An 18,995-nucleotide genomic window follows, 5' to 3' on the forward strand; every position below is an offset into this window, starting at 1 on the left:
TCCGCCCCATGGACGCGCCATCGGCCGATATTCAAATTCTGATCCAGACGGCTCTCGAACTCGTCGTTGCGGCAGGTCTTGGGGCAGCCCGCGCGATGGGCATCATGCTGATCTTTCCCGTATTCACACGCTCGCAGATCAGTGGGCTGATCCGGGGCTGTTTGGCTGTTGGCTTCGCACTACCATGCCTGGCACATGTCAGTGGCGGATTGCCGGCGCTGGATCCTGATACACGCCTGATCCAGCTAACCCTGCTCGGATTCAAGGAAGTTTTTGTCGGTGTACTCCTTGGCACTTTTCTTGGCATTCCGCTTTGGGGCCTTCAGGCTGCCGGGGAGCTTATCGACAACCAACGCGGCATCAGCAGCCCGACCGCTTCGGCCGATCCCGCGACGAACAGTCAGGCTTCCGCGATGGGCGTTTTTCTGGGGATCACTGCGATTGCCATATTCGTCGGATCAGGAGGCCTGGAAACTTTGATCAGTGTCCTGTACCGCAGCTACTTGATCTGGCCGGTGTATCAGTTTCACCCGACACTGAGCGGGCCAGGAGCAATGGAGTTGTTGGGGCTTCTCGACAGCATAATGCGCACGGCATTATTGGTATCGGGGCCTGTCGTGTTCTTCCTGATACTGATTGATGTATCGATGATGCTGCTGCGTCGCTTTGCCCCGCAATTTAAGGCGAGCCAACTGTCTCCGGCAATCAAGAACATTGTCTTTCCAGTTCTCATGGTCACCTACGCTGCCTATCTGGTGGAGAGCATGAAACTGGAGGTCACACGTGCCAACGGCGTGCTGGAGTGGTTCGACAAATTGCTGCCATGAGCGACACAAGTGAAGAGAAGACACACGCCGCCAGCCCGAAGAAGTTAAGTGAAGCGCGCAAAAAAGGACAGCTGCCACGTAGCTCCGATTTCGTCCGCGCGGTCGGGACTTGCGCTGGGCTCGGCTACCTTTGGCTAAGAGGCAGCGTGATCGAGGACAAATGCCGGGAAGCGCTCCTATTAGCCACCAAGTTGCAGAGCCTACCTTTCGATACCGCGGTGCCGCAGGCATTGGTTGTGCTCGTCCAACTCACCGTCGCGGCTGTTGGCCCGCTGCTTGGAACCCTCGTCGCCGCGGTGATTTTGGCCAGCCTGCTAGCCAATGGTGGATTTGTCTTCTCTCTGGAGCCGATGAAGCTCAGCTTTAAGAAAATTGACCCCTTTGAAGGGCTGAAGCGCTTGGGGTCTGCTCGTTCCATGGTCGAAGTCTGCAAGACCATGTTCAAGGTATTGGTTCTCAGCGCAACCTTTTCCATTGTCCTTCTCGGGATGTGGAAGACAATGGTCCCTCTGCCGATCTGCGGCATGGGCTGTGTTGGCCTCATCTTTATGGAGACAAAATTGCTGATGGGAATTGGCGCCGGCGCACTGCTGGTCGGCGGACTGATCGATCTCCTGCTCCAGCGCGCGTTGTATCTGCGCGAAATGCGCATGACCAATACCGAAGTGACGCGCGAGTCGAAGGATCAGCAAGGAGCGCCAGAGTTGAAAGGTGAACAGCGTCGCATCCGCGAGGAGGCGGCCGACGAGCCTGCGCTTGGCGTGCATCGCGCCACGCTGGTCTTAACAGGAAGGGCGGTCCTGATCGGTCTGCGTTACGTTCGCGGTGAAACCGGGGTGCCGTTCTTAGTTTGCCGTGCCGAAGGTGAGCGCGTTTCACATGTGTTGAGCGAGGCGCGGGCACTACGCCTGACGATCGTCCATGACCATGTCTTAGCGCGTCAGCTGATAGGCACTACAAAACTCGGCCACGCGGTTCCTATGCAATATTTCCAGCCTGTCGCGAAAGCATTCTTTGCCGCAGGCTTGGCCTAGTCATTAGAAGTCCACGACTGCCAGTTCAAAACTGACCTGGCTCCATGCTAGTGGCAAATGTCGGCTGGCCATCCGTGCCCCAGTGTCCCTGTCAGGCCAACCGCGCAACCGCGGGCCTGGGGCAATCACTCCCCTCGGATCTGCCACCCAGCAACTACGGCAAGTCCTCCGGGCATGACCTTGCAGCCTCTGCTGGCCGGTGCGTGGCGCAGTCCGAGGTTTTGAGGCCGGCAGTACGGATTTGATTGGTGCAGCCGTTGGAATGCCCTCGTCAGCTAGTCGTCAACTAAGCGCCCTATGTTGAACAGCCGTGCTAACTTGAGCTCGGTTGCGAAACATAGGAGTACGAATCGTCATGTATGGTCGAATTGGTGGCTCATCCGATAGTTACCGCGCGCATAATGCCGGCGAGCAATCGGATGCAGGAAGCGAAGGGTTCGCGGACACATTTGCCCGAATGCACTTATCCGGATCGGAAGGTAGCGGCGCCTCATCATCGGCGGCTCCCCAAGCATACTCCCTCAATTCCCGACCTCCTGTGGTGGAGATCAACAGGACTTCCTTCAGGAGACAGGTGAGGCAATTTCATGGTGATGAAATCACGCACATCGCCGACAATCCTCAAGAGTATTCAGAGTTCGTATCGTCACGAGCCAGGCGCACCGCGGACGTTGCTCAGCAATATGGCATCCGTCGAGATACGGAGCACGCGCGATATTTCAGTTACCAATTGGGAGACCGGAGTGCCGGACTGCTGAGAATGGAAGGCGGATTCAGCATGAACGAGTTCGAATCGGAAAGTTGGCGGGAACAATTTCCTGGTCGAACTGAGGTCACCTCCATAGTGGATCTTCAAGTCGCCCATCCGCTCGTCGAAAATGCGGGCGATATTCTGCTGGAGCATCAACTTCGGATAGACGGCGACCGACCGTTGCTGAATTGGCGTGCGGCTAATCCGGAAGCACAAGCGCGCGCGCAGACGATGGGGTTTGTTGAAGTGGATCATGGCGACCTGGTGCTTGACCCTACGCAGCATCCCGACAAATGGACGAAGAACAGTGCCGGTGAGTGGCAGCGTGCAGGCAAACCTCCACTCTATCTCCACAAAACCGAGGACAGCGACAGCAGCGATAGCGGGTCCGACGACGATTTCATGTGATTTGTCGACCCGCCGCCGAGCCTTGCAACTGGTGACGGTTGCAAGGCTGTTGGCAGTGAATGCTAATTGTCCGGCGACAGCCCCGCCTTAGCGCCAGCGCCGCCGAGCAATCCAGCCCATCTCCCAGACAATAAACTGCGGATGCGCATCGTGGGTGCTTGCGAGCGGATTGTATTCGGGCCGGAACTCCGCCTCTTGGATACGAGCTCTCCCGAATCCAATTTTCTCCACCACACCGTTGGGTCGTTGCGATGCGCCGATCCCGATCGGATCGGCTATGCCTGCTCCGCGCTCGCAGGAAGACCTTCCGCCTCGATCTTGGCGGCGCGATCTCGGCGATAAGTTGGATGGGAGGCAAGATACGCCGCCACGTCAACAGCAGGTAACGCGACATCGCAAATCGGCCCTGACGGTAGCCGATCGACTCCAATCGCCGGACCGCAACTCGCGCAGCGGCATTCGCGGTTTGGCCAGGAGAAATGCTCGCTGACTCACAGCGTGGCCGGCCGCATTCTGCCCTAGACCCCAAAGTACGTGCCCTGTCATGCAGCCTGCGCCGACGGGAGCTCGGCACGCGAATTGCGTGGTTGGCGGCCAAGCCCCGAGGTCAACAAAGACTTACAGAAAGCGGGGGTGAGTTTGCCGCGATGAATTATGACCTTCTCGCGACCGGACCTAGCATCGGCTTCCTCTCGCTCTCGATTGTAGCCGCGCTGTTCGTTGGATTTAACGTGGCAAGCGGTGAATTCGGAATCAGCCAGCCCTTCTAAGTTTCTGGCCAAGACGGGGCGACTCGTGTGGATGTGCACCCACATCGGGCTCGGCATCGCACCATTGACCAGCATCTTGGGCTGCAGCTTCATCTCAAACAGCTTTCCTGGCTCGCCACGCAGCGCGACCGGTGCCTCCGGCGGCATCAATTCGTCGGCATTGCACAAATGTTCCAGGTATTTTTGCGCCGGAAATGCGTAGGTCTTCATGCAATCAGTCGTAATGCCGGCTTTTCCTTCATTCAATGCGTTGGCCTGTCCCAGCACCATGTTCAGCAACCCTTTGAGCTGGTCTGTGCGTTCGTGCACTTTGGGTAGCTGGGTGGAGGTGAGTAGCAGGCGTACATTACGCCCCTGCAACCCGGCGAGACAGGTTTGCATCTCAATGGCCTGGGCTCGCAGGTACTGGGCCACATCGTCCACGACCTTACCGGCCTCCTCAGGCTTCATCTGGCGCACTTGGGAGACGACGCTTTGCTGACCGGCCAGATCGAACTGCAAAAGTTCGTCCAATCGTTTGAGCCGCTCCGTCAATACCTCCATTGACAACGCGGCGCCCCCGATTGTCGAGCCTGCCCCCGACGAACTCGCAGCCACCTCTTGCGCTCTCACCTGTGTACTCGCAACTTGATCCGAGCGCGCGAGAACCTTGGCTGCTGGCACTGTGCCGGCGTTCGCAGTGACTGGTGTTGATGGCTGCCCGGCGGCAGAAGTCCCGGCGCGAGCTGCCGACTTATGCTTTGACTTCCCTTTCCTTCGCGCTGTAGTGCCTTCTGACACTGCAGCCGTACCAGCAGTGTCAGCCGGTATCGCAGCGCCTGCCCTGGCCGGCATCGCAGCGCCCGCCTGGGCCTGTGGCGCCATGATGGCTGACGGCGGAGACTGCAGGTTCAACAAGTGCATGGCATCGTGCGCAGTGATCCATGCATCGTCCACGATCCGTTCGAACAGTTTCAATGGGAGGCCGGCATCTGGGTAGGTATGGCTTAGCTTGGTATGCACCTCGTGCAACGCCAATCCAAAATCCGAAAGCCGCTCCATGATTTTTTCTACAACCGCGCAATCATGAGCGTTGAGTGTTTTGCCATCCATTATGCCCTTCGCCAAAGAGAGGGCGCGAAGAGCTTCTTGAGCGGCGCTTGCCATCAGCTGCACCACTCCATTTCGACCGACGAGGAGTTCCTTCAAATCTGGCTCGAACCTGCTCGCCCGCAGTTCAATCTTGGCCCGCGCAAGACCGATCCGCTCACGGACCAGCCAGATCCTGACACTCAGTACCGAGCCGGCACGCAGCCGCAGTGCGCACCGCTCGGCTTCCCGCATCACGGGCGTTCCACTGGATAGGCTAGCGGTGGCAGCGCAGGCGGATCGCTGTCGTTCGGAGCGCCATGCCTTTTTTTCCCACCACTTAATTGCCGCCGTATGGTGGTTCTCCACATTTAAAATCAACAGCTCCTGCCGGTCCGCCTGGGAGTAGGAGTAGAGTCTATCGACCATACCTGCCGCTATCTTGGTCTTTTGGTCCAATTTCGTGATCGTCGACAGGCCAAGTTGGTCTACTTCATTCGCGGCGTCGCACACGATCTGGCAACATCTACGCACCTTGTCGTCTGGCATAATTGTCTGCGCCTCAGCCGCAGGCAGGCTAGCGCGGTACTCCAGAATTGCTGAGGCTGCACCGACGACCCGACTGATCAGCTCCACCGCCTCCTCGGGAACGTCGGTTTTCCTGGCGGCAGCCTCGCAATCAGTCAGTTGTTGAACAAGACTGTTCATTCTGAGCTGTGTCGGACTGATATCTTCATTTGACGATGAGCTGGTGCCTTCCACCTGCGCGGTTGATAGTTGGCTACCGACCGGCGCCATGGCTTCGCCCTCAGACATGGAGGGAGAACCGCGCCGCCTTGCGGCTGCGCCACGTGGCGCTACGGTTCCGCGTGGTGGCGCAGCGGCTCCACGTGGCGGTGTGTTCAGGATTTGATCTTCGCCAATCGAGGCGCCTGGCAGACTTTCGCGGGCATCGCCTGGACCGCGCGCAACTGGAAGGGAGGAGGGCCTCCTATCGGCGTCCCCAGAGCGCATCTGCTCCACAACGGAATCGAATGACTGTCCACCTTCTCCCGCAGCAAGACTTGATTGCGAAAGGGAACTGCTCGCCCGCCCCGCGCGGCTGGCTCCAGTTTCAGCCTGCGATTTCCGTGGTCGGCCAATGCCCTTCATATTGCGTCTCCGTAGTAGGCGAGAATGTGCTGCTATTGTGCTGGCGGCTGACGAGACCAGCGGCATCTTTCGGTTAACGTCACGGTCAGCCAGACCCGCGACGGCGTAATGTTCCCGCCAAAGTGCTTCTCAGTAGCAGGCCAAGATTGGCCCGAGCTCACAGGACTTTCGCAACGTTGCCATCGATGTCCTGAGATTATCAGCGCTTCAGTCCGCCGATTTCCAGGAACAGCGAATGAAATCAGACCAACTCGGCCAGCTCCCCTTCCTAGACACGTGCCTGACGATTTTATTGATGCGTCACTCCTCTCGTTCGCCACCGACAAAGTCACACATTTGCTTCAGAGAAGCGTGTGCGTTGCGTATCGCGCGGGAAACCATTTCGATCTATAGTTACAAAAAGTGTCGAGACGGGACCTTTGGATCCGAAGGTCAGGCACGGCCGGCCTAGATAGACCGCTTGGCTGACGATTAGCTGACGATGGGAGTTCTCACGAACAGGGCAAGAAAATCCGACCGCTTCAAGCTTTCGATATGGTGAGAAGAGGATCCGCACCGGCCTCCCAAAGCCGGCAGACCATCCCATGTTCGTACGGTCGCCGACCTTCTCGAGGCCAATGAGCTCACCGCGCCGGGCCGTGATGTGCAGGCGAGAGAATGGTGATGCAAAGACCGAGTTCCTGCTCGTTGCGTGCGCCCGTGGAGCCAGCAAGAATACGGTCATTGCGGTCATGCAGCACGTGGACCGTGTCTCCTGTTCGACACCACAGCATCGAGATGCAAACGAGCTGCTGCGGCTGCCATTCGGTCGCGGCATGCGTGGACGGCGGGATTGGCCGAACAGCCGAGATCGTGGTCGACTGTTCGATGCGAGAGCAACATCCTGCAGAGCATACGGTTTTTGCGCTGGCCGGTTTTTGTCAAAAGCCGTCAGGTTCTCGAAAGCTCCCGCCCTTAGCTTGATCGAGGTTAACCTTTAACACGTCGCCGCCAATGGCAAATGCCGGAGTACCTGATGATAGCAGCAATTGGGAGTGGAGTTGGCAACCTCGGGACTTCCTTGATCCGAAAGGGCCATGGGGATTCGAAATCCGAGCATTCTGGTGATGGCAAGCCGGCTGATGGCAATGATGGCAAGCCAGCTGGTGGGAATGATGGCAAGGCAGCTGGCGGGAACGATCGGGCGGATAACCGGACCGTTTCAAATGATCAACTTCAAGACAACTCACAGTCTGCAGCACAAAGTGAAGCCTTCCAAAGTATCCTGCGATCGTTCGCGTTCCAATTCGCGAACGATGCGATGGCTGAGGCCGATGAAGCTTTGGATGACACAGAAGATGCCTGACGCGGGAAAATCCGGCGTGAGGTCATACAGGCCGTTATTGACGGCACAACTCCAACAGAAAAAGGAATGATCATGGCTGCAGTTGATAATAATAAAAAATCAGGCAATACCAATACCAGTAGCGCCGGCAATACCGATAAAACTAACAGTGGCACTCCCGGCAATACAAGCGGAGCTGATGCTACTGCTTTTCAGGCGCAAGTGCAGGAACTAACCAATGTTAGCTTGGAGGCGACGAAAAGGAGTGTCCAGTTGCGCACTCTAACGACCAATCTCCAGACCATCAAGAAGGCCGCCGACGAACGCGTTTCGTAATGTCGGAAGCGGGTTTTAGACTGCCCCCTAGCGCGTCTCCTTATTGACGCGACGTAGTCCCGAAATGAGCCGCATGGCAATTGCCATGCGGCTTCTATCCTGTTTGAGAGATGCTCTGTGGATGACGCCGTTTCCCTCCGTTTCGAAGTGCGTTCGGGGCACTATTGCGGTCTGACCGGCAAGACGGATCTTCAAAAGTGTTTAATCGGCAGCGGCTTCGATGCCGATTTGGTCTTTGTCGAGCAGGGACTGGCACCGCATCACCTTCGTGTAACTCTTCTTGGCAAGTCGATCGAACTGGAGGCGCTTGCACCCGGAATCAGTATCGAGGGCAACCGGAATATCGCCGCAGGCCAGTCCGTTGTTGTGCCCCTTCCTGTCGTCCTGCTCGTAGGCGAGATGTCCATTGCTTTGTCCGTGCAGGATGCAGAGCCGCCTGGTTCGACCGGCATACCGCGCCTACCGATCGGTGTGCTCGCCATGGTCATAATCAGCTCACTCGGGATCGGCGCGCTTTCAGGCACGATCTCCTATCTTGGCAATGCAAGTGGATCGAGCCCCAATTCACTTCGGGCTGAAGTCGCGTCCAGAACGATCAGTCACCGCGCTGACAATGAACTTACGGAGGCAGCGGCCCAAGAGCTGCAGGAGGAAGTCGATCGAGCGGGTCTTCTCGACGTCAAGATTGGGTCGGCAAAGGGTGTTGTGACCGCCGAAGGCACCGTCACGTCTGAATCGGTCATCAGCTGGCAGAAGCTTCAGCAATCGTTCGATCGTCGCACCAAGGGTACTCTAACACTGGTGAACGGAGTGCTCATCAAAGAGGAGAAGGCGCCATCCGCAATCGCGGTCGAAGCTGTGTGGCATGGGGTCCAACCATATATTGTCATCGACAGCGAGAAGTATTTTGTCGGCGCCATTTTGGCTGATGGATGGGTGGTCGAACGTATTGAGGACAGCCGTGTGCTGCTGAGCAGGAATGGCCGCATTGCTGCTCTCCAATATTGAAAGCTCGCAGGCCCCATCAAGCAGCACTCTATGGCCAGCCAAACATCCTGCCGCGCTCGGTGCTGACAAGCTGGCTGCGTTGGAAACATTTGCTGCCCAGCCATTTCGCGCCTGCTTGTGGCTCTCATGCAGGGTCACGCGCTGGCCAAGGCTGAGGCGCCTTCGGAGTTCGAAAGCCACGTTTCATGGCGTAACAGCAGAGTAAGTCTCAACCGATTGCAAAGGTGTCTCGATGGCCAACGTCCTGCGTGACTTCATCAAGCGTGCGCCGGCCAGCCCGGATTTAATGGTTGCGTTGATGCTGCTTCTGGCTGTCGCGATGATGGTCATGCCTATCCCGGTCGTGGTGGTCGACGCCCTGATAGGATTCAATATGGGGTTGGCCATACTGCTGATGATGGTTGCCCTGTATGTCAGTACTCCACTTGATTTTTCCTCTTTGCCCGGCGTTATTTTGATTTCCACTGTATTCCGTCTCGCGCTCACGGTCGCAACGACGCGACTGATTCTGGCCGAGGGGGAGGCCGGCAGCATTATTCATACTTTTGGCGATTTCGTCATTTCAGGCAATATCGTGGTGGGTTTCGTCATATTTCTGGTCGTCACCATGGTGCAATTCATGGTCCTCGCGAAGGGTGCCGAACGGGTGGCAGAAGTGGCGGCGCGTTTCACGCTGGATGCTCTGCCGGGCAAGCAAATGGCGGTCGACGCAGAGCTACGCAACGGCCACATCGATGCCAACGAATCCCGCCGGCGGCGCGCCGAATTGGAGAAGGAAAGCCAACTCTATGGCGCGATGGACGGCGCGATGAAATTTGTGAAGGGCGATTCCATCGCCGGGCTGGTGGTTATCTGCATCAACATGCTGGGTGGAATTTCGATCGGCCTGCTCTCCAAGGGCATGTCCTTCGGCGAGGTACTGCATCACTACACTCTGCTGACGATAGGCGATGCATTGATATCGCAGATTCCGGCCCTTCTGCTCTCCATTACTGCGGCGACCATCGTCACCCGTGTGACTGGGACGGCGAGGATCAACCTCGGTACAGAAATGGTCAGTCAGCTCACGGCCAGCACTCGAGCCTTGCGACTGGCGGCCGGCGTCCTGGTTGTAATGGGGTTCGTTCCTGGGTTTCCCCTCCCCGTCTTTCTGATGCTGGCCGCAGTGTTCGCTGCGGTAAGCATTGTCAAGGCTGATGTGCTGGGCGCCGGCACTGCCGATGCGAAAGGTGGAACTGCAGCGGAGCCTAAGCAAGCCGCGCCTGCGAAGGAATTCCCGATCGCATTTTTTCTAGCGCCAGATCTTATGCAGGCGGTCGATCAAGCCGAATTGCAAAAACATATTGGGCGCGTTTCGCTCCTGGTCACAGCCGATCTGGGCATTATCGTTCCTCGCATCCCTGTCTTGGTTGACGAGCAGCTGCCTGAATCGCAATTCCGAATTGATGTCGAGGGCGTGCCAGTCGAACAGGACGCCTTAGATCCAAACCAGATGGCGCTCCGAGCCGATGTAGCGCACGTCGACTCGAGCGGTGTCCCCCTTAGACGTGAGCCGAAAACGGACAGACTCCCGGTTGAACATACCCCTGCAAAGGCCCTTACGGGCGCCGGCACGGAGCATAGGGCTCCCGGCGAACTCCTCGCCTTGCGCGTCCATGCAGCGTTGACCCGCTACGCACCGCGATTGGTGGGCATCCAAGAGACCCGACATTTCCTGGGCCGAATGGAGCAGGAATATTCTGAGCTTGTGAAAGAGGTGCTACGCACGACGCCGATTCCTCGGATTGCCGATGTTCTGCGCCGCCTCCTGGAGGAAGGTATCCCAATCCGCCACACCCGTCTCGTGTTGGAGGCATTGGCCGAATGGAGCGAGCGTGAGCAAAACGTTGCCCTGCTGACGGAATATGTCCGTTCTGGTTTGAAGCGACAGATCTGCCACCGCCATGCCAACACGGAGGGCATCGTGTCCGCCCTGGTCGTCGAGCGCGAGAGCGAGGATGTGATGCGTGGCGCGGTTCGAGATTCGGATGCAGGCCCCTATCTCGCACTGGAGGATCGGCAAAGCGAAGCGATGCTATCACAGATACGTCAGGTCCTTTCGAACGCAGAACCGGGTCAAACCCGCCCTATTCTGTTGACGTCGATGGATGTCCGACGTTTCGTCCGCGGCTTTCTGACGCGAAACGGGGTTGATCTCGCCGTGCTGTCTTATCAAGACCTCGCCTCCGACTTTACAATTCGCCCCGCAGGATCCGTCACACTCCCGCACGGATCGAACAGCGGATTGTTAGAGTAGTCCCACCTTTCCTAACTGAACGCCACGCGCCTCCCCGATAACTGAGAGATAACATGAATAGTAATACAGTTTCTCCATCGCCTATGTTTCTGCGCCGGAACTCACTTCTTTTTGCCGTACTCGCCATTCTGCCTTTGGGCGGTTGCGCCAGCTGGCAAAAGCCGGCTCTTTCCGTGCAGGAGACATCTTCCCCCGAGTTGCTCAGCGCCGATCAAATCGATCCGGCTATGCGCGAACGCATTTTGCGCGAAGTTGGTCAGGATGTTCAAGAGCGGGCTTTGCGGGATGAGGTGAAGCAGCACCCGGACAATGTTGATGCGGCGATACGACTTACAAATGCCTTGGTGGGCCAGAAGCGCCCGCACGAAGCGGTTGAGGTGCTCGACAGCGTCTTGGTCGCAGCCCCAGGAAACGTACGTGCATTGAATGCGAAGGGCGTGATTTTGGACATTGAGGGGCGGCATGACGCGGCACAGGCCCTGTATCGGCGAGCTCTCGAAAACGAGCCAGGCAATCAGATGGTGCAGCATAACTTCAATCTGTCGCTTGCCTTTAACGGCAAGTCCGAACAACCAAGGTTAGCACGATCGCAATAGGTGGGCACAGTGCATGCGCAGCCTGTTCCCCGGCTCGAACACGCGCTCGGCTCCCATCATAGATGGCCCCCTGAAGAGAGCCATATCTATGCAAAACAGTTGCTCCAGATCTGGCCGGCAGAGATCGGCAGGAGAGCCGGATGACATCACGCGGCCACCCGCAAGGCCACCCGCCTCGCTTCGTTGCCAGAGCGCCCTCTCCCTCGCCGGTCACCGTCTCGCAATGCGGCGACCTGGCTTAAGGCGGTCGACGGAGCGCCCGATGCAGTAGCCATGAAGACGTAACGCAGCGATGGACCCGCCGGATCGTGTCGCGCTTGTGCTGGCCGTCCCTGCCATTACAGCACGGTGATTGTAGCTGGATCATATTCTAGAGGCATCGATGGTGTGGATGCCTTCGATCCAAACAATCGATTTGTTGAATTCGTCCGCCTGAGGAAATTAGCTGCGGCGATCCGACTTCCGACGCCTGCAGGCGCAAAACCAACAGCGTGAGCGCTGCGGGTCCGGAGGCAGGCTGCAAAGTGCAATCACCAGCGCTGATAAGCGGCAAGTGAAGAATGTATCGCTCGGGCGACTCCTGTGTTGTGCACGGTTGCCCCGCGACGTGAACTGTAGCAGCTTGGCAGCTCAGCGTTCACGAAAGGAGAAAAGATTTGGGGCCAAGCAAAGACCGGCTTTTTTGATTGTCTTGCTGTATCGCTATGGTGGGGCGGGCGCGAACGCTCCCATAATTCAATACGCTGCCTTTAGCGATGGACGATGACGGGATGCGTCGCCGAGACTTCAATGGTGGAGGAGCAGCGCACCCGTCGATCCATTTGCTTTCAGCGGCAACCGCCACTATGAAGCGACACTTCGCCCAACTGTGTTTCAAGCTGCCCGGAGAAGTTTATGACAGAAGAACCCCACAAGACCGACATCCTCATCGAGCTCACTGCCGATGTTGTATCAGCCTACGTCTCCAACAACCCCGTCCCGGCGGGGGAGCTTCCTGCCCTGATCGCCCAAGTGCACGGGGCTCTAAACGGCACGGCTGGACTCATACCGGCAGAAGAGCCTGTGCCTGTAAAAAAACCTGCTGTCCCGATCAAAAAGTCGATCGAACCGGACTACATCATTAGCCTTGAAGACGGCAAGAAATTCAAATCGCTAAAGCGCCATCTGGCGACGCACTATGGTCTGACCCCAGACGAATATCGCGCCAAATGGGGTCTGCCGTCGGATTATCCCATGGTGGCGCCGAATTACGCCGCTGCGCGCTCCGCCTTGGCCAAGACCATGGGACTCGGCCGCAAACCGAAAGAGCCGGAAGCCCCAGCCACGGCGCCGGCGAAACGGACCCGCAAGAAGGTCGCAGCCTAAATCCGTATCAACAGTCGTTCGGACGCGCAGCAGCCGTTGGCCCAATCTGCGCGGAATCAAAGGGCGGGGATGAGCCCCGCCTTTCCCGTCCAAGAGCCTCATTTCCAGAGTAATTCATGATGGCTCCAGCAATCCCTGCCGCGGCATTAACTTGCATGCTCCGTCCCGGGTTTCGAGCCGTCAATGCGTTCCGGCGATGACGAACCTTGCCAAGGCTTTCCCGGACCGTTAGCCAGCCTTGCTGAGGCTGCCTGCAGAGGACTTTCCCGTGCGGCGATCCTGTTCCACCTCGTAGTTGATCTTCTGGCCCTCATTAAGGGTCGACAGGCCCGCTCGTTCAACAGCGGAAATGTGGACAAAGACATCCTGACCGCCGTTGTCAGGCTGAATAAAACCAAAACCCTTCGTGCTGTTGAACCACTTCACCGTTCCAGTCGCCATATCCATTCCTTTGTAATAAGTCGCAACTTAGGCAGGCCATTCACGCCAGCCTGATTTGTACACGAGACTTTAGGCGCATCAAAATCGGAAAATTGCAAGGCCCACTCGATCGCCTGATCTCCAGCAGCAACTGCAACATATGCGAGGCGCGTGCCAGACGAGGCGTATGCCAGACGTTTCGTCGTGCGCTGTCGCTCGAACGTTGACAGAAACAATGACACACCTTGCAAACTCGGCACATCTTGTGGACGTGCTCGGGTCGCTTCTCGACTGCGATACCCGCTCCTGACCGGGTATCGTCGGCCAAAATGAGGGTTTTTGTCATGTGCCGCCAGACCGAAAGATCAGGCGCGCAGCGACCTGCACATTCAAACCGGAACCCGCGAACCTCGATTAGCTTCTGCCTGCTCCGAAGGGCGGTAGCCTGCTCTGAGGCGGGCCACTGTCGGGTTGAAAACCAACTGTCGGGTTCGGAACCCCAGATTGTCGGCAAGGTACGCACCGCCCACTGGTTGGCCAAAGGGGCACTGGCTCCTGATCCTGCCGCCATGCTCGCCCGATCTCAACCCGATCAAGACAGGTCTGCTCAAAACTCAAGGCGCGGCTGCGGAAGAAGGCGGCCAAAACTTTCGACGCTCTCTGCGGAACTCTCGGCGATATCTGCCAGCTGTTGGAGCCAAATCAAAAACCATTAATTGCGACAGGTGATTTTATGACATTCATTGCGAAGAGGCCAGAATGAACAGCGGAAGAGAGTAGCAGCTCTCTGGTCGCGGCGAGGTGGATCGTCGACACGATCGGCACCTGGCCCGTGCGGGGATCGCACCGCAGCCAGCACCAGAGCCAGACCTTGACCGCTTGCCTTGCTCAGGCGCCACAACAACGAGTGGCTGGAAGCAGATCCACGTGAACTCAGCGATATCGATCAGACGATGCTTACCCTCATGAAAGCCGATCCCGACGCTGTCCAGCGCCGCGAAATCCTGACCAGCATATGGCGCATCGGATGCCACCGCCTGCACACTCACCATCGACATGCCGGAACTCGGAACCAAAGGCCGCAAGCCTCGCCGGCCTCGGCAAAATGGAGCGGCCGCGCCTTCTCCGGGGCGGCCGGGCCAATGTTCGCCAGGCCCTCTACATGCCCGGCCCTTCGCCCTGCGCTTCAACCCCGACCTCAAGGCAAAATACCAGGCGCTAAAGGCGGCAGGCAAACCCGCAAAGGTCATCATCTTTTTGCGAAAGCTCCTGATCCTAGCAAACGCTCTCCTCAAGGCGCAGCGAAAATGGCCCCTAAAACCCTTGACCGAAACGGATACCTTAGCCTTTCAGGTGAGGCGGGCCGAGATAGACCAACCGCGGGTTTAACTTCGCGAGTTTAAGCTGATTATGCCGATGCAACTCTAGCGCCTGCGCGACCGTTTTAGCTTCCATCAACAAGGCGGCAGGGTGGGAGGAAGTACCCTCCCCTGCCGCGAACAAGCTTTGGACAAAGCCCCACCTTGTCCGTAATGTGATCGGGAGGCCGGGGCGCGGCGGTGCTCAGCGGATGTGACGCGCGAGATCTGCGACCCTACCCATCAGCACTTCCATCGGTCCTCGCTGGAAGACGCGCAGCCAAAGCACCGCAAAAGTGCTGATAACCACGATGAAGCCAAAGAGCGTGGACAGGCTCTCGTCTTTGAAAATGTTTATCTTCATAAGATAGGCTATTCCCGCAATGTGCAGCACATAGGCCGTCAAAGACATCGAGCCGACTGCGATTATTGGCCAGACCAGCTTTCGCAGACGCGGGAGCGCATCCACAGCGAGCATGCAAGCCGCCAAGATGATCATTGCGCAACCGGTGCTGCCCACGATCGAAAGCGTCGTTTCGCTATGAGGTGCGGCTATCCATGACGACTTGACTATAAATGACGACTTGGAAGGCTCAAAAGCGCCGTCAACGTCAGACCACCACAAGGAGGTTTCAGTCAAAGCGCGGGAACTCAGCGCGAGCAAGGATCCCCCATGGCCCAACACGGCCAGCGCGACCCCCGCCAGACCAAGGCGCCAATGCGCTGCTAGCGTATTAAGATTAAGGCGCGCGATGGCCATGCCAGCGATGAGGAAAGGAACCCAGGTCACCGCGGGATAGTAGCCGTTGACCATGAGGTTGAAGACCGGGTCGAGGAGGTTGGGGGCAACCGACAGAAGGGAGGAACGGACTTGCGGGAGAACTAATGCCGTAGCGGCAGCGATCAAGCCCAGCTGATATGCGCTGAGCCGATGGAGCGGCAATACCAACAAGAAGCAAATTCCGTAGTATTCTAGGATGACTTCGACCTGGGTACCGAGGCAGCCCAGGATTGAGCCAAGCGCGAGCAAAACAAGGGCACGAATTGCGACTCTGGCGATGGCCTGTCTACCGGCTATCCCCGACTTCGGCGCCTTGCGACCTGTAATCAGGAGGATTGAAAAACCGGCCAATACGGCAAACAGGGCCGACGGCCGCCCATGGGTTAGTTCCATCAGAAACCCGACTAGTCCTCCTTCGCCGGGGTCGGGACCAGATGGGCGGCATACATCCCGAAGACAGCCAGGCCCCGAGCGAGGTCGATGCCGACCAGCCGATCTACTACCGACCCATTCCTAGCGTCGGCAACCGGTGCCTTCATTACCATGGTAGATTCCCTTGTTGGGTGTGTGGACCGCGGGAGCCGCGATAGGAGAGCCGGTCGGCTGCTGCCGTCGCCTCGTGAAAGGGTTCAAAACATCGCGCCATCTGGCGCATCGAGCTGGCGACAGAGCTGTTCAGCCATTAGCCTGGGGTAAGAACAACAGATCGGCTCACAAAGCCTGTGTCACGGACCTGAAAAGTGGTGTCGCGGAACCGTCGTTTTTTTGCATGATGGCTAAGCCGAGAGATCCACTGCACCGACGAGAGACTCAGCGACGTTGGATATCCGATCAGTACGCCGCGGCTCCGCCGGTGACGATCACCCCGGGTGTCAAGGCCAGGGCGTAAACCTGCCATAATCTGTGGTAGTGCGCCCGCGACCAATCCGTTCGACAAAGCTCGGCGCATGGTCGAGCCAATCATATTCTTCCATGTGGCTGTTGCCTGAAAAACCGAAGACGCCGTTCGCTGGTCCAGCTGTTCCAGACCTCGGCCTGCGTCGGTCATTAGAACCGGCGCGCCTGTTTCCCAAATCAATTTGCTGATGCAGCCGCCGGGGGTCACATTGAGCAAAAGTGCCGAGGTCAGGACGGGTTTCATAGGGGCTCTTCGTTTGGCTTTGTTAACGACCCCTTTCTTGCAAGTTGTAGCTGACAGCAGCCTGAAAGCTCCCCAAATAATTCGCTGCCGCCGGTTCAGCCTATTGTCAGCTTCGACCAATAAGATGGGAGCCTTGCCCTCATACCGGAGCTCGGCAGCATGATGCGAATACTGCTCACTGAAGACGATAAGGACCTTGGAAGTGCTATGCACGATCATTTGGTGGCTGGTGGCCACGCGGTCGACTGGGCCAAGAACCTGTCCGAAGCGCGCGATTATGCAGCTGTGGTCGGCTACGACCTTATTTTGCTCGACGTTCACCTGCCGGACGGCAATGGGATCGACTATCTGCGGGAGCTGATCAAGGAACTTGAATCGGCACCGGTCATCATTCTGACAGCCTGCGATCGGATTTCGCATCGCATCGAGGGCTTCAACGCTGGAGCCGACGACTATTTGGTCAAGCCGTTCGATCTGGGGGAACTCTCAGCGCGTATCCATGCAGTGGCACGTCGCCATGGGCATTTTCCGGAGCCGCAATTTTCGGTTGGGACGCTTTCCATACAGGCAGCCGAGCGACGCCTCTTCCGCGACGGGCAGGAGGTCTACCTGACTTGACGCGGATGGGCGGTGCTCGACTACCGTCTGCCCCAGCCCTGCACGGTCGTTTCAAAAGGGAAGATCGTGGACGCGCTTTTCGGCAGACGGCGCTGATTCATACTCTAAAAGAAAATTCGGCTTCCAGTTGCCTTGGCCATGACTGCCCTTCCCGAGAGATGGGTGACAGTTCATTCCGGATAGATGGGTTACACTTTCGGCCCTTTGCAAGGAGAGCAAGGTGCCTTGGAAGGAGTGTAACGTCATGGAAGAGCGGCTGAAGTTCGTCGCCCGGCTGCTGGACGGCGAGAAGATGGCGGTGCTTTGCCGGGAGTTCGATATCTCGCGCAAGACCGGCTACAAGATCCTCACGCGCTACAACGACAGCGGCCTGGAGGGGCTGACGGACCGATCGCGGCGGCCCTATCGCCACGCCAATCAGCTTCCGTTTCAAATCGAGAAGCTGATTGTGCGCCTCAAGCAAGACAAGCCGACATGGGGTGCGCCGAAGATACGCGAGCGGCTGGCCCGGCTGTATCCGGATGTGCACCGGCCCGCGATCTCGACCGTGCATGCCGTGCTCGACCGCCACGGCATGGTCGAGCGCCGCAAGCGCAGGCGCAACAGGGCGACGGGGACACCACTTTCAAACGGCTGTCGCCCTAACGATCTTTGGTGTGCCGACTACAAGGGCGAGTTCGGCAGAGAACACGGCCGGGACAGGGGATCACAAACACTTGACCGTTCCAGACCCTGGCAGTGGCGCATCGATTGACCGTTGGCTCTGTTCGTGGGCACCGAAAATAGGGCCTTCTTGGTCCTCGGCAGAGAATATGGCCCGGACGGGGGATAACAAACACTTGACCGTTCCAGACTCTGGCAGTGGCGCATCGATTGACCGTCGACTCTGTTCGCGAGCGCCGAAAATACGGACGACCCCTATGGTCAAAGTGCACTTCTGACCTGCTAGGCACTGTTCGATAACTGGAGGCACCCGCTACGGTGCCCTCGTATTTAAGACACCTGTCAGTTTCAAGCCTGGACATTGACGCGTGGCGCGGCTGCCATTCGTTGACCGCCACGTCGAATTGCCCGCCAACCAGTGTACAGCCGCCGGTGGTCACATTGAGCAAAAGTGCCGAGATCAGGAGGGGTTTCATAGGGGCTCTTCGTTTGGCTTTGTTAACGACCCCTTTCTTGCAATTGTAGCTGACAGCAGCCTGAAAGCCCCCAGATATTCGCTGGCGCCGGTTCAGCCTACTGTCAGCTTCGATCAATAAGGCAGGAGCCTTGCCCTCATACCGGAGCTCGGCAGCCTGATGCGAATACTGCTCATTGAAGACGACGACGACCTTAGAAGTGCTGTGCACGATCATTTGGTGGCTGGTGGCCACGCGGTCGACTGGGCCGAGGGCCTGTCCGGAGCGCGCGGTCATGCAGCTGTGGCCGGCTACGACGTTATTTTGCTCGACGTTCACCTGCCGGACGGCAATGGCATCGACTATCTGCGGGAGCTGATCAAGGGGCTTGATACAACGCCGGTCATCATTCTGACAGCCCGCGATCGGATTTCGCATCGCATCGAGGGGCTCAACGCTGGCGCCGACGACTATTTGGTCAAGCCGTTCGATCTGGGGGAACTCTCGGCACGCATCCGTGCAGTGGCACGTCGCCAAGGGCATTTTCCGGAGCCGCAATTTTCGGTTGGGACGCTTTCCATACAGGCAGCCGAGCGACGCCTCTTCCGCGACGGGCAGGAGGTC

General features: G+C 57.9%; 16 protein-coding genes and 1 pseudogene. 12 read left to right on the plus strand and 5 right to left on the minus strand.

The genetic code is table 11. The annotated features are described in order from the left end of the window. Positions 1-8 precede the first annotated feature (8 nt). The 3 genes from sctT (at position 9) to EOB59_RS20330 (ending at position 3,020) form a co-directional block, all read left to right on the plus strand. Entirely contained in the window at positions 9-827 is an 819-nt protein-coding gene (gene sctT / locus EOB59_RS20320) for a type III secretion system export apparatus subunit SctT (protein ID WP_128289090.1), read from the plus strand. Next, positions 824-1,861 (plus strand): EscU/YscU/HrcU family type III secretion system export apparatus switch protein, encoded by a 1,038-nt coding sequence (locus EOB59_RS20325; protein WP_024505377.1) that lies wholly within the window; start codon positions 824-826, stop codon positions 1,859-1,861. The genes sctT and EOB59_RS20325 overlap by 4 nt, the downstream gene beginning before the upstream one ends. Positions 1,862-2,216: 355 nt before the next feature. Beyond that, the gene (locus EOB59_RS20330; protein ID WP_024505378.1) at positions 2,217-3,020 is read left to right on the plus strand and encodes a hypothetical protein; all 804 of its coding nucleotides are present in this window, start codon (positions 2,217-2,219) and stop codon (positions 3,018-3,020) included. Between the two features lie 542 nt (positions 3,021-3,562). Here the strand turns inward: EOB59_RS20330 and EOB59_RS20335 are convergent. Continuing rightward, positions 3,563-5,674, minus strand: a complete 2,112-nt coding sequence (locus tag EOB59_RS20335; protein ID WP_245486681.1) for a hypothetical protein — start codon at positions 5,672-5,674, stop codon at positions 3,563-3,565. Positions 5,675-7,025: 1,351 nt separating this feature from the next. Between EOB59_RS20335 and EOB59_RS20340 the strand changes: the two genes are divergently transcribed. The 6 genes from EOB59_RS20340 (at position 7,026) to EOB59_RS20365 (ending at position 12,935) form a co-directional block, all read left to right on the plus strand. Then, on the plus strand, positions 7,026-7,355 hold the full coding sequence (locus EOB59_RS20340) for a hypothetical protein (protein ID WP_081714433.1): 330 nt from the start codon (positions 7,026-7,028) through the stop codon (positions 7,353-7,355). A gap of 72 nt (positions 7,356-7,427) precedes the next feature. Next, positions 7,428-7,670: a nodulation protein NopA gene (locus tag EOB59_RS36470; RefSeq protein ID WP_224570034.1), complete on the plus strand. Its 243-nt coding sequence runs from the start codon at positions 7,428-7,430 to the stop codon at positions 7,668-7,670. Between the two features lie 117 nt (positions 7,671-7,787). Beyond that, a complete protein-coding gene (locus EOB59_RS20350) occupies positions 7,788-8,678 on the plus strand; it encodes a hypothetical protein (protein ID WP_127248571.1) in 891 nt (296 codons plus the stop codon). 232 nt (positions 8,679-8,910) lie between these two features. After that, positions 8,911-10,974, plus strand: a complete 2,064-nt coding sequence (gene sctV / locus EOB59_RS20355) for a type III secretion system export apparatus subunit SctV (protein WP_063169272.1) — start codon at positions 8,911-8,913, stop codon at positions 10,972-10,974. 53 nt (positions 10,975-11,027) lie between these two features. After that, positions 11,028-11,570, plus strand: coding sequence for a tetratricopeptide repeat protein (locus EOB59_RS20360; RefSeq protein ID WP_082826568.1), 543 nt, complete (start codon positions 11,028-11,030; stop codon positions 11,568-11,570). A gap of 894 nt (positions 11,571-12,464) precedes the next feature. Next, the gene (locus EOB59_RS20365; RefSeq protein ID WP_024505385.1) at positions 12,465-12,935 is read left to right on the plus strand and encodes a MucR family transcriptional regulator; all 471 of its coding nucleotides are present in this window, start codon (positions 12,465-12,467) and stop codon (positions 12,933-12,935) included. Between the two features lie 228 nt (positions 12,936-13,163). Here EOB59_RS20365 and EOB59_RS20370 read toward each other — a convergent pair whose 3' ends face one another. The 4 genes from EOB59_RS20370 to EOB59_RS20380 form a co-directional block, all read right to left on the minus strand. Then, positions 13,164-13,376 carry a cold-shock protein gene (locus tag EOB59_RS20370; RefSeq protein ID WP_008874821.1) on the minus strand — a complete coding sequence of 71 codons (213 nt, stop codon included), beginning with the start codon at positions 13,374-13,376 and terminating at the stop codon, positions 13,164-13,166. 1,542 nt (positions 13,377-14,918) lie between these two features. After that, entirely contained in the window at positions 14,919-15,887 is a 969-nt protein-coding gene (locus tag EOB59_RS20375) for a DUF418 domain-containing protein (RefSeq protein WP_245486682.1), read from the minus strand. A gap of 11 nt (positions 15,888-15,898) precedes the next feature. Beyond that, on the minus strand, positions 15,899-16,039 hold the full coding sequence (locus tag EOB59_RS36475; RefSeq protein ID WP_245486683.1) for a hypothetical protein: 141 nt from the start codon (positions 16,037-16,039) through the stop codon (positions 15,899-15,901). A gap of 137 nt (positions 16,040-16,176) precedes the next feature. Next, on the minus strand, positions 16,177-16,635 hold the full coding sequence (locus EOB59_RS20380; protein ID WP_128289091.1) for a hypothetical protein: 459 nt from the start codon (positions 16,633-16,635) through the stop codon (positions 16,177-16,179). A 159-nt stretch (positions 16,636-16,794) separates the two neighbouring features. On the opposite strand from EOB59_RS20380, the gene EOB59_RS20385 reads away from it, so the two are divergent. The 3 genes and pseudogenes from EOB59_RS20385 to EOB59_RS20395 all read left to right on the plus strand — a co-directional run. Beyond that, entirely contained in the window at positions 16,795-17,253 is a 459-nt protein-coding gene (locus EOB59_RS20385; protein WP_224570033.1) for a response regulator transcription factor, read from the plus strand. A 244-nt stretch (positions 17,254-17,497) separates the two neighbouring features. Then, a pseudogene (locus EOB59_RS20390) lies at positions 17,498-17,932 on the plus strand (helix-turn-helix domain-containing protein); the annotation flags it as partial. A gap of 619 nt (positions 17,933-18,551) precedes the next feature. Beyond that, positions 18,552-18,995: response regulator transcription factor (locus EOB59_RS20395; protein ID WP_164762778.1), on the plus strand; the 444-nt coding region annotated here is incomplete at its 3' end.

Source organism: Mesorhizobium sp. M7A.F.Ca.MR.176.00.0.0, from assembly GCF_004023165.1.
Taxonomy (GTDB): domain Bacteria; phylum Pseudomonadota; class Alphaproteobacteria; order Rhizobiales; family Rhizobiaceae; genus Mesorhizobium.